This is a genomic window from Craterilacuibacter sp. (assembly GCF_051659485.1).
Taxonomy (GTDB): Bacteria; Pseudomonadota; Gammaproteobacteria; order Burkholderiales; family Chromobacteriaceae; genus Craterilacuibacter.
This window is the reverse complement of sequence record NZ_JBOFOO010000072.1, coordinates 18,850-30,007: the sequence shown is the minus strand read 5'-3', so window position 1 is coordinate 30,007 and position 11,158 is coordinate 18,850. Positions and strand designations below refer to the sequence as shown.

Genomic DNA, 11,158 nt, shown 5'->3' with positions numbered 1-11,158 from the left:
CCGAGTCCCGAGTCCCGAGTCCCGAGTCCCGAGTCCCGAGTCCCGAGTCCCGAGTCCCGAGTCCCGAGTCCCGAGTCCCGAGTCCCGAGTCCCGAGTCCCGAGTCCCGAGTCCCGAGTTCAGCGCCGGTCGATATTGGCGATGCTCATCAGCATGCCCATGCCTACGGCCAGCGATACGGTGGCGGTGCCGCCGTAGGAGATAAAGGGTAGCGGCACGCCGACTACCGGCAGGATGCCGGACACCATGCCCATATTGACGAAGGCGTACATAAAGAAGGTGAGCGTGATCGAGCCTGCCATCAGCCGGCCGTACAGGGTCTGGGCGCGGGCGGTGATCATCAGGCCGCGACTGAGGATGGCCAGATACAGTACCAGCAGGATGAGGTTGCCGGCCAGGCCGAACTCTTCGGAGTAGACGGCGAAGATGAAGTCGGTGGTGCGTTCGGGGATGAATTCGAGGTGGGTCTGGGTGCCGGACAGCCAGCCCTTGCCCCATGGGCCGCCCGAGCCGATGGCGATGGTGGACTGGATGATGTGGTAGCCATCGCCTAGCGGATCCTGCGTCGGGTCGAGCAGGGTCAGTACGCGGCGACGCTGATAGTCGTGCATCAGGTTCCATACGATGGGCAGGCTGCCTAAAAAGGCGGCCCCGGCACCGAGGATGACTTTCCACGACAGGCCGGCGAAGAACAGGACGAACAGGCCCGAGGTCATGATCAGGGTGGCGGTGCCAAGGTCCGGCTGCTTGAGGATGAGTACGCCGGGCACCAGAATGATGGCCAGTCCCGCCAGATAGTGCCACCAGCGAATCTGGCCTTCATTGTGCTGGAAGTACCAGGCCACCATCATCGGTAGCGCGATCTTCATGATCTCGGACGGCTGGATGCGCATGATGCCCAGATTCAGCCAGCGCTGCGAGCCGTTGACGGTAATGCCGAACAGCTCGACCGCCACCAGCAGCAGCACCCCGATCACATAGACCGGCGGGGCAAACATCATCACCGTCTGCGGCCGACTCCAGGCCAGAAGCCACAGCACGCCGAACGACAGCAGGGTATAGACCAGCTTGTTGTCTATCTTGCCGAAGGTTTCATTGGAGGCCGAATACAGCACCAGCAGGCTGAGTATCAGTAACAGGCCGAGAAATAGCATCAGCCAGGCATCGAGTGGCTGGACGATGCTGTGCCATAGGCGTTTAAGGGGATGGGCTTGCATGAGGCTTCTTTGTGGCAACAGGTGCGCTGGCGGCCGGGGTTTCCGTTGCCGGATCTTCGGTCTGTGCCATGGTTTGCAGGAGGGCGTTCACTTCGGCGGGCACTTTGCCTGTCAGGTAGTAGTCGATGACGCCGCGCGCGACCGGTGCGGCCGCTGCCGCGCCAAAGCCGGCGTTTTCCACGATCACGGCGACGGCGATGGTCGGCTTCTCGGCCGGGGCGAAGGCGATGAACCACGAGTGGTCGCGGTGTTGCTCGGCCAGGGCAGAAGCATTGTATTTGGCGCCCTGCTTGATTTGTATCACCTGCGCGGTGCCGGTCTTGCCCGCCATGCGGTAGCTGAGGTTCTGCCCCAGGCGCCAGGCGGTACCGCCGGGCTTGAGTACGGCTTCCATCGCCTGCTTGATATAGTCGAAATGCGGTTGCCGGAAAGCCAGCTGGCGCTGCGGGCTGGGTTCTATCAGCCGTGTTTTATGGGTTTTGCTATCGGCAATCGACTGTACCAGATGCGGTTTGAACACCTTGCCATCGGCGGCCATGATGGCCGTGGCATTGGCCATCTGTAGCGGGGTATAGGCATTGAAGCCCTGGCCGATGCCGATGCTGACCACGTCGGCCGGAATCCAGCGCTGGTACTCGGGTTTCATCTTGGCAAAACGTCTGGCCTTCCATTCTTTCGATGGCAAAATGCCGGGGGCCTCGCCGTCCAGATCGATACCGGTTCGGCTACCCAGGCCAAACTGGCCCAGCACCGGATGGATACGGTCTATGCCCATATCCCAGGCCAGTTTGTAGAAGAAGGTATCGCTGGAGACCGCAATGGCTTTGGACAGATTGGCCGAGCCGTTGCCGGATGGTTTGCTATCGCGAAATCGGTGGCTGGAGCCAGGCAGGGTGAAGTAGCCGGGCGCACCGCGCACTTCATTCGGACCAATGGCGCCGGTTTCCAGCGCTGCCATGCCCATAAACGGCTTGAAGGTGGAACCCGGCGGGTACAGGCCGCGCAGTGCACGGTTGATCAGCGGCTTCTGCCAGTCTTCGTTGAGGTTCTTCCAGCTTTGGGTATCGATGCCGTCGATAAACAGCGTGGGATCGAAGCCGGGTTTGGACAATAGGGCGAGTACGCCACCGGTTTGCGGGTCGATGGCGACCAGTGCGCCACGGCGTTTGCCAAAGAGTTTGTCGGCAACATCCTGCAGGCGGATGTCCAGCGCCAGCTTGAGATCGTTGCCGTTCTTGGGCGGGGTGCGCCTGAGGCTGCGGATAGCGCGGCCACCGGCATCGGTTTCGACCTCCTCGAAGCCGGGCATGCCGCGCAGTTCGTCTTCATAGACTTTTTCCAGCCCCAGCTTGCCGATATGGCTGGCACCGCGATAGTTGGCAGTTTTACCTTCCTCGCCGATCTGCTCCTTCTCGCGCGGGCCGATGCGGCCGATATAGCCCAGCACATGGCTGGTCAGGTCTTTATACGGATAATCGCGAAACAGGCGCGCCTTGACCTCGATGCCGGGCAGTCGCCAGGCATGTACGGCGACACGGGCAGCTTCTTCATCCGTCAACTTCATCTTCAGGACCGAGGGCTCGAACTTGCGGTTCTCGGACAGAAATTTCTTGAAGCGCTTCATGTCGCGTGGCGTCAGCTCCACCAGCTTGCCAAGCTCGGTGATGGTCTGTTCCAGATCGCCACTTTTGGAGGGCGTGACTTCCAGCGTATAGGACGAGTAGTTGTGGGCCAATACGATGCCGTTGCGATCGGTGATCAGACCGCGGTTGGGCTGGACCGGCACCAGCGAGATCGAGTTGTTTTGTGCCAGGGTCGAGTAATGGTCGTGTTGCATCACCTGCAGCCAGATAAAACGCCCGGCCAGCACCAGAAACATCAGCACCATAAATAGGTAGGCAATGACCAGACGCAGCTGGAACTGGTTGTCGTCGGCGCGCGGCGTTTTCAAACGGGTAGGGCGGGGCATACGGTACGGTGACCTAATTCTTCTGGCGATAAGGGGCGAGCAGCAGCTTGGTCAATAATGGCCATAGCAAGGCGCCGATGACGGGCGGTATGAAATAGTGCCAGCCGACAAAGGCCGATCCGGTCGCCATGCGGGCGAGTACCATAATGATCTGGTTACCCAGCAGCAAGCCCAGTACCACCAGCGATTGCTGGCCCAGATTGAACATCACCAGCTGGCGCTGGCGGATTTGCGCCAGATAACAGGTGATGGAGTAGGCCAGCGCATGCTGGCCGAACAGGCCGGCAGTGGCGATGTCGGCCATGAGCCCGATGACGAAGCCGCTACCGACACCGACCAGACGTGGCTGGTTGATTGCCCAGTAGATCACCAGCAGGCCGACAAAGTCGGGCATCCAGCGCATGGAGCCGACCGGCAGGGGCAAGAGTTCTGCCAGCAAGGCCAGTGCGAAGGTCAGGTAGATCAGGCGCAGACTGACGGGTTTGAGCAGTTGCTGCGGGTGGTCAAGCGACATGCGGCATTATCCTGGAGGCGGGGTGGCTGCGGCCGGCGCGGAAGCGGGGAGTATGAGTGCAGGTGCATCGCGCACCGGCAGTGCCAGTACAAAGCGGCCATGATCGATGCCGCCCAGCGGCAAGCTGGTAATGCGGGCAAAGGATGCGCCCGAGCCGCGTTCCACTGCCGTGATTCTTGCAACCGGCAGGCCGGCCGGATACAGGCCGTCTATGCCCGAGGTTTGCAGCAGGTCGCCGGGCTTGACGTCGGCAGCCGGAGGCAGGTAACGCACTTCGACCCCGCCGCCATAGCCGTACAGGATGGCGCGCACACCGGTACGCTGTATCATCACCGGCACCATCTGGTGCTTGTCTATGACCAGCGTGACCTCGGCGGACAGCGGCTGTACGCGGGTGATCTGGCCGATCAGGCCGGCTTCGTCGACGACCGGCTGGCCGTCGATCAAACCGGCATCCCCACCCTTGTCGATAATGATTTTGTGCGAGAACGGGTCGCGGCCGGTGTACAGCACCTCGGCGATCTGGCCCTGGTCATTGCGCGTCACCCGCAAGGCATTGGTGCGTTTCAATTCGGCGAGATCGCGCTCGGCGGCTTGCAGACGCACGATTTGCGCCGCTAGCGCCAGCTGGCGGTTTCTAAGCGCATCGTTTTCCGTTTTCAGCTCGCTCTGGCGTACCAGAAAATCCCCGGCATGGCGGGCGGCCGACAAGGGTACATTGACCGCCCATTGCAGGGGATACAGAACCACGGACAGCCCTTCGCGGCTACGCTCCATCAGGCCGAACTGGCTATCGCCTACCAACAGGGCGAGTGACAGTGTGACGCTGACGGCAAGGCGTGTAGCGGCCGCAGGGCCGTGGTGGAAAAAGCTGGGTGTATTGGAAAATTCCATGGTGCACATCGGCTGCGATCAGGGACCGCAGCCGGTTCCGGCTTCGCTCAGGGTACGCTGGTGAAAATAGTGCCGTGTTTGTCCATCTTTTCGAGTGCCTTGCCCGAGCCGCGCACGACGCAGGTCAGCGGCTCTTCGGCCACGAAGACCGGCAGGCCGGTTTCTTCGGCCAGCAGGCGATCGATGTCCTTCAGTAGCGCGCCGCCACCGGTGAGTACCATGCCCTTGTCGGCAATGTCGGCACCCAGTTCCGGCGGTGTCTGCTCCAGCGCGATCTTGACTGCCGATACGATCTGGTTCAAAGGCTCGGTCAAGGCTTCGAGAATTTCATTGCTGGAGACGGTGAAGGCACGCGGGATGCCTTCGGCCAGATTGCGGCCCTTGACTTCCATTTCGCGCACTTCGGCGCCAGGGAAGGCCGAACCTATGGTCTTCTTGATTTCTTCGGCCGTTGTTTCACCGATCAGCATGCCGTAATTGCGACGGATGTAATTGATGATGGCTTCATCGAATTTGTCGCCGCCGACGCGTACCGAGTTGGAGTACACCACGCCGCCCAGCGAGATCACGCCGACTTCGGTCGTACCGCCACCGATATCCACCACCATGGAGCCGGTGGGCTCTTCTACCGGCAAGCCGGCGCCAATCGCGGCCGCCATCGGCTCTTCGATCAGTTCGACGCGGCGCGCACCGGCCGCCAGCGCCGAATCCTTGATCGCGCGGCGCTCGACCTGAGTCGAGCCGCAAGGTACGCAAATCACGATGCGCGGACTGGCCGAGAAGAAGCGGCTGGGGGCCACTTTCTTGATGAACTGCTTGAGCATCTGCTCGGTCACCGTGAAGTCGGCGATCACGCCGTCCTTCATCGGACGGATGGCCTGAATCGAACCCGGAGTACGACCCAGCATGCGTTTGGCTTCGGTACCGACTGCGAGTATGGATTTTTTGTTGGTTGGCGCATCGCTGTGGATGGCGACGACAGAAGGTTCGTCCAGTACGATGCCTTTGCCGCGCATATAGATCAGCGTGTTGGCGGTGCCAAGGTCAATGGCAAGATCGTTGGAGAAATAGCCGGTCAGGGAGCGAAACATTGAGTCATCCTGCAATTTATGTGAACCCGCCAATGGCGTGCCCATGAATTCTGTATGTGCCGACAGCGGTATTCACACGGGCAGAACCGGCATATTCTCTGCTGCGCCGCGCCACCGTCGATCTTGGGTGAAACTAACCGCCTATGATACCCTACAACGCTTGAAAAATTAAAGACTTTGACCGAGGTTGCCATGCCGCTGACGCATCAGGACGTCGCGCGTATCGCCCAGCTTTCCCGCATTGCAGTGACCGATGCGGAAATCGAGGCGGTTGGCGCGCAGCTTAACAATATTTTTGGCCTGATCGAGAAGATGCAGGCCGTCAACACCGACGGCATCGAGCCTATGGCGCATCCACAGGATGTGAGCCTGCGCCTGCGCGAGGATGTCGTGACCGAAACCAACCATCGCGAGGCCTATCAGGCTGTGGCGCCTATGGTGGAAAAGGGCCTGTTCCTTGTGCCCAAGGTGATCGAATAACACGCCGGCCGCAGGCCGCAAGAACCGTATGCCTTTAAAGGCTGTGCGTTCCAATCGGATTTAGAAAACGACATGATTCAAGCCACGCTCAAGCAATTATCGCAGCAGCTGGCAGACAAAAAAGTGTCTGCCGTCGAGCTTGCTGCCGCCTATCTGGACCGCATCGAGGCCTTAAACCCCGAGCTCAATGCCTTTATCACCGTGGACCGGGAAAAAACCCTGACCATCGCCCGGGCTGCCGATGCACGCCGTGCGGCAGGTGACCGCGGTGCCCTGATCGGTGTACCGGTCGCCCATAAGGATATTTTCTGCCAGCAGGGCTGGAAAACCAGCTGCGGCTCGAAAATGCTGGACAACTTCATCGCGCCTTACAGTGCGCATGTGATCGAGCAGTGCGACGCCGCCGGTCTGGTGACCTTGGGTCGCACCAATATGGACGAGTTCGCCATGGGCTCGTCCAATGAAAACAGCTACTACGGTGCGGTGAAAAACCCGTGGGATCTGGCCGCCATTCCGGGCGGAAGCTCCGGCGGTTCGGCCGCGGCAGTGGCCGCGCGCATGACGCCGGTGGCGCTGGGTACCGATACCGGCGGCTCCATCCGTCAGCCGGCCAGCCATTGCGGCATTACCGGTATCAAGCCGACCTATGGTGTGGTCAGCCGTTTCGGTATGGTTGCTTACGCCAGCTCCCTTGATCAGGGCGGCCCGCTGGCACAGAGCGCAGAAGATTGCGCGCTGATGCTGAACGTCATGGCCGGCTTTGATGCGCGCGATTCGACCAGCCTGGAACGCGCCAAGGAAGACTACACCCGCGATCTGGCACAGCCCTTGTCCGGTCTGCGTGTCGGCCTGCCGCGCGAGTATTTCGCCGAAGGTCTGGCCGCCGATGTGGCGCGTGTGATCGATGGCGCGGTCGCCGAGTTGAAAAAGCTGGGTGCCACCGTGGTCGAGGTGTCGCTGCCGAATACCGAGTTGTCGATTCCGGCCTATTACGTGATCGCACCGGCCGAAGCCTCGGCCAACCTCAGCCGCTATGATGGTGTGCGCTATGGCCATCGCGCCGCCGAATATCAAGATCTGGTCGAGATGTACGAGAAGACCCGTGCCGAAGGCTTTGGTAGCGAGGTCAAGCGCCGCATCATGGTCGGCAGCTATGTCTTGAGCCATGGCTATTACGATGCCTACTACCTGAAGGCGCAGAAGATACGCCGCCTGATCGCCAATGATTTCATCAGCGCCTTTGCCGGTTGCGACGTGATTCTGGGGCCGGTGGCGCCGACGGCGGCGTTCAATATCGGTGAAAAATCGGGCGATCCGGTGCAGATGTATCTGTCGGATATCTACACGCTGTCGGTCAATCTGGCCGGTCTGCCGGCGATGAGTGTGCCGGCAGGTTTTGCCGATAACGGCCGTCCGGTCGGTTTGCAGATCATAGGCAACTACTTCGCCGAAGCGAAGATGCTGAATGTGGCGCACCAGTTCCAGCAGGCCACCGACTGGCATCGCCGCGCGCCGGCGCTGTAAAGGAATCCCGCCGTGTCAGCCTGCTGGCTGCACGGCCCGACATAAGGGTTAGCACAAGATGAAATGGGAAGTCGTTATCGGTCTTGAGGTGCATGTGCAGCTCAATACTGTCTCCAAGATTTTCTCCGGCTCCAGCACGGCTTTCGGTGCCGAGCCGAATACGCAGGCTTCGGTTGTCGAGCTGGCTTTCCCCGGCGTCTTGCCGGTGATGAACAAGGCCGCGGTAGAGAAGGCGATCCGTCTGGGTATCGCGCTGAATGCCGAAATCAACCGCAAGAACGTATTTGCACGCAAAAACTACTTTTATCCCGACCTGCCCAAGGGGTATCAGATCAGCCAGATGGATCAGCCTATTGTCGGTCCTGGCACGCTGGCGATACAGGTCGGCGACACCGAAAAGCTGGTGCGGGTGACGCGCGCCCACCTTGAAGAGGATGCGGGCAAGAGTCTGCATGAAGAATTCGAAGGCATGAGCGGCATCGATCTTAACCGCGCCGGTACTCCGCTACTGGAAGTCGTGTCCGAACCGGATATGTGTTCGGCCGACGAGGCCGTCGCCTATGCGCGTGCCCTGCATGGCTTGGTGACCTGGCTGGGTATTTGCGATGGCAATATGCAGGAAGGCAGCTTCCGTGTGGATGCCAACGTCTCGGTGCGTCCCGAAGGCCAGGCCGAACTGGGTACGCGGCGCGAGATCAAGAACCTCAACTCTTTCCGTTTCCTGCAGCAGGCGATCGAATACGAGATCCAGTGGCAGATAGATACCATCGAGGACGGCGGGCGCGTGGTGCAGGCGACCGTGCTGTTCGACCCGGAAACGGGCGAGACCCGCATGATGCGCAGCAAGGAAGATGCGCATGATTACCGCTATTTCCCCGATCCCGATCTGCTGCCCATCTGCCTGAGCGAAGAGCAAATCGCCCGCGTGAAGAGCGAAATGCCGGAGCTGCCGGGCGTGATGAAAGCGCGTTTTGTCGAGGCCTTCGCTGTCTCGGCCTATGATGCTGCGCTGCTGACATCCAGCCGAGAATTGGCCGCCTATTTCGAGCAGGTCGCGACCGCTACCCAGCAGGGCAAGCTGGCCGCCAACTGGGTGAATGGTGAAATCGCAGCCCGCCTGAATAAGGAAAGCGTGGCTATTGCCGCCTGCCCGATTTCGGCGGCCCGCCTGTCCGAGCTGATCTTGCGCATTGCCGACAATACCCTGTCCAGCAAGCTGGCCAAGCAGGTATTCGAGGCATTGTGGGGGAGTGAATTGTCGGTAGACGCCATTATCGAGCGTGACGGCCTGAAACAGGTGTCCGATGTCGGTGCCATCGAGAAAATGGTGGAAGACGCGCTGGCTGCCAATCCCAAGGCGGTGGAAGAGTTCCGCGCCGGTAAGGAAAAGGCACTCAATGCACTGGCCGGGCAGGTGATGAAAGCATCCCGCGGCAAGGCCAATCCGGCGCAGGTGCAGGATATTCTGCGCCAGAAACTGGGCTGATTGTTTTATCGCCGCTTTGAAGCCGGATGGTGCCCAGTGCGCCATCCGGCTTTTATTATTAAAGTCTGTTTTTCTCTTGTTCGAGTCTAGTCTCGGCTCCTGTTTTTAACTCCCTGATTCAATACGATAATCGCTGTGCCACACTTTGCCTAAGTCATTGTCGCAAAAGGCGAATTACTTGAAAGCGATATTGACCGCCTTGCTATGTAGTCTTTATAGTGGCGGCAGGTGGGATAAAGTGGGTAAAAGTGGGGCAAAAGAAATCAACCGGTAGCTAAGGCGAACGCATGATAGGTGGCGTCAATATTCTGGCTTTGGACAGCAAGGGCCGTCTGGCTATTCCGGCTCGCCATCGCGAGACGCTGCTGTCCGCTGCGGGTAAACGTCTGGTGCTGACGCTGGATTCGCCGCGCTTTTTATTGCTCTATCCCGAGCCTGCCTGGCGTCCGGTAGAAGCCCGGCTCTTGGCCCTGCCTGCGGCCAACCCCATGTTGCAGCGCTACCAGCGTCTGGTGCTGGGCCATGCCGAGGCGGTAGAGATCGATAGTGCCGGCCGTATCCTGTTGTCTGCCCGCTTGCGGGCCTTGGTCAAGCTGGACAAGGACGTGGCACTGGTCGGCATGGGTAACCGCTTCGAGTTGTGGGATGCGGCGAAGTGGGAAGAACAGACACGCGAGGCGCTGGATATGGATCCGGCGGACCTTGCCCAGCATCTTGGAGATTTTACGTTGTGACCCAAACCGTATTTACGCACCGCACGGTGCTGCTTGCCGAAGCTGTTGACGCGCTTGCCGTCCGCCCGGATGGCGTTTATGTCGATTGTACCTTCGGCCGCGGCGGGCACAGCCGGCTGATCCTGTCGCGCTTGGGGCCCGATGGGCGCCTGATCGCATTTGACAAGGATCCCGAAGCGATACGCGAAGCCGAAATTCTGGCGGCCAGCGATACCCGCTTTACCATCGTGCACGAAGGATTCGATACGCTGGAGCGCGAGTTGGCCCGTCTGGACGTTGCTGCCGTCGATGGCGTATTGATGGATCTGGGGGTGAGTTCACCCCAGATCGATGATGGCCGTCGCGGCTTCAGCTTCCGCTTCGATGCGCCGCTGGATATGCGCATGGATACCAGCCGTGGCCTGACTGCTGCCCAGTGGCTGGCCAGTGCCGATGAAACCGAAATCAGAGAGGTCATCAAGACTTATGGTGAAGAGCGGTTTGCTCGCAAGATCGCAACAGCCATTGTTGCGCAACGGGACGAGTTCCCCCTCACGACTACGCGTGAGCTCGCCTTGCTCGTCGCGAAAAACGTCCATACTCGCGAACCGGGCCAAGACCCCGCGACGCGGACTTTCCAGGCCATCCGCATCCATATCAATGGCGAACTGGAAGAGCTGAACCGGGTACTGCCACAGGCCGGCCGGGTGCTGGCCGAGGGCGGTCGTCTGGCGGTCATCAGTTTCCATTCGCTGGAAGACCGTATCGTCAAACTGTTTATGCGCGATGCCGCCACCGCCGACAAATTCCCGGCCTGGGTGGCGGTGCGGGCCGTCGATATCGGCGAGGCGCCGCTGAAAATCATCGGTAAGCCGGTACGTGCGACTAGCGAAGAAATTGCCGAAAATCCGCGCTCGCGTAGTGCCATCATGCGCACCGGCTTGCGTACGGCGACCGTCTGGCCGGAGCGTAGTGAGTGAACCGATTGAATGCCATCTTGCTGCTGGTGCTGGTGTTGTGTGCGATGTCGGTGGTGAGCTCGCAGCATATGGCCCGCAAGCTGTATAGCGAGCTGGAAAAAGAACAGAAGCAGACCAAGATGCATGGCGTCGAGTATGGCCAGCTATTGCTGGAACAAAGTACCTGGGGGGCGCAGGCCCTGATCGAGAAAGTCGCGGCCGAACGCCTGAGTATGCATGCCCCCGAGCCGCGTGAGGTTCAGGTTGTACTAGGCAAGGGGAATCCATAGTGGCCCCTAGAGCTTATGCCCT

At 60.2% G+C, this 11,158-nt stretch carries 12 protein-coding genes; 7 read left to right on the top strand and 5 right to left on the bottom strand.

The window, feature by feature from the left end:
* The coding region (locus ACRC1E_RS02570) for a hypothetical protein (protein WP_438513539.1) at positions 1-197 on the top strand (197 nt) is incomplete at its 5' end.
* Here the strand turns inward: ACRC1E_RS02570 and rodA are convergent.
* Genes rodA through ACRC1E_RS02545 form a run of 5 tightly spaced genes read right to left on the bottom strand, consistent with a single transcriptional unit; the run spans position 119 to position 5,684 of the window.
* Entirely contained in the window at positions 119-1,216 is a 1,098-nt protein-coding gene (rodA, locus tag ACRC1E_RS02565) for a rod shape-determining protein RodA (protein WP_438513538.1), read from the bottom strand. The genes ACRC1E_RS02570 and rodA overlap by 79 nt on opposite strands.
* Positions 1,197-3,185 (bottom strand): penicillin-binding protein 2, encoded by a 1,989-nt coding sequence (gene mrdA, locus ACRC1E_RS02560; protein WP_438513537.1) that lies wholly within the window; start codon positions 3,183-3,185, stop codon positions 1,197-1,199. Before mrdA ends, rodA begins: the two co-directional genes overlap by 20 nt.
* Before the next feature lie 13 nt (positions 3,186-3,198).
* On the bottom strand, positions 3,199-3,699 hold the full coding sequence (gene mreD / locus ACRC1E_RS02555; protein ID WP_438513536.1) for a rod shape-determining protein MreD: 501 nt from the start codon (positions 3,697-3,699) through the stop codon (positions 3,199-3,201).
* Between the two features lie 6 nt (positions 3,700-3,705).
* The gene (gene mreC, locus ACRC1E_RS02550) at positions 3,706-4,593 is read right to left on the bottom strand and encodes a rod shape-determining protein MreC (RefSeq protein WP_438513535.1); all 888 of its coding nucleotides are present in this window, start codon (positions 4,591-4,593) and stop codon (positions 3,706-3,708) included.
* 47 nt (positions 4,594-4,640) lie between these two features.
* Positions 4,641-5,684, bottom strand: a complete 1,044-nt coding sequence (locus ACRC1E_RS02545; protein WP_438513534.1) for a rod shape-determining protein — start codon at positions 5,682-5,684, stop codon at positions 4,641-4,643.
* Between the two features lie 192 nt (positions 5,685-5,876).
* Here ACRC1E_RS02545 and gatC point away from each other — a divergent pair, with 192 nt between their 5' ends.
* From gatC to ftsL, 6 genes are all read left to right on the top strand, one after another.
* Complete coding sequence (gene gatC, locus ACRC1E_RS02540; RefSeq protein ID WP_438513533.1) at positions 5,877-6,164, top strand: Asp-tRNA(Asn)/Glu-tRNA(Gln) amidotransferase subunit GatC; 288 nt, start codon at positions 5,877-5,879, stop codon at positions 6,162-6,164.
* 72 nt (positions 6,165-6,236) lie between these two features.
* Positions 6,237-7,688 carry an Asp-tRNA(Asn)/Glu-tRNA(Gln) amidotransferase subunit GatA gene (gene gatA, locus ACRC1E_RS02535; RefSeq protein WP_438513532.1) on the top strand — a complete coding sequence of 484 codons (1,452 nt, stop codon included), beginning with the start codon at positions 6,237-6,239 and terminating at the stop codon, positions 7,686-7,688.
* A 58-nt stretch (positions 7,689-7,746) separates the two neighbouring features.
* Positions 7,747-9,174 carry an Asp-tRNA(Asn)/Glu-tRNA(Gln) amidotransferase subunit GatB gene (gatB, locus tag ACRC1E_RS02530; protein WP_438513531.1) on the top strand — a complete coding sequence of 476 codons (1,428 nt, stop codon included), beginning with the start codon at positions 7,747-7,749 and terminating at the stop codon, positions 9,172-9,174.
* A 287-nt stretch (positions 9,175-9,461) separates the two neighbouring features.
* On the top strand, positions 9,462-9,908 hold the full coding sequence (gene mraZ, locus ACRC1E_RS02525) for a division/cell wall cluster transcriptional repressor MraZ (protein ID WP_438513530.1): 447 nt from the start codon (positions 9,462-9,464) through the stop codon (positions 9,906-9,908).
* Complete coding sequence (rsmH, locus tag ACRC1E_RS02520) at positions 9,905-10,867, top strand: 16S rRNA (cytosine(1402)-N(4))-methyltransferase RsmH (protein ID WP_438513529.1); 963 nt, start codon at positions 9,905-9,907, stop codon at positions 10,865-10,867. The genes mraZ and rsmH overlap by 4 nt, the downstream gene beginning before the upstream one ends.
* Positions 10,864-11,136, top strand: a complete 273-nt coding sequence (gene ftsL, locus ACRC1E_RS02515; protein ID WP_438513528.1) for a cell division protein FtsL — start codon at positions 10,864-10,866, stop codon at positions 11,134-11,136. The genes rsmH and ftsL overlap by 4 nt, the downstream gene beginning before the upstream one ends.
* Positions 11,137-11,158 lie beyond the last annotated feature (22 nt).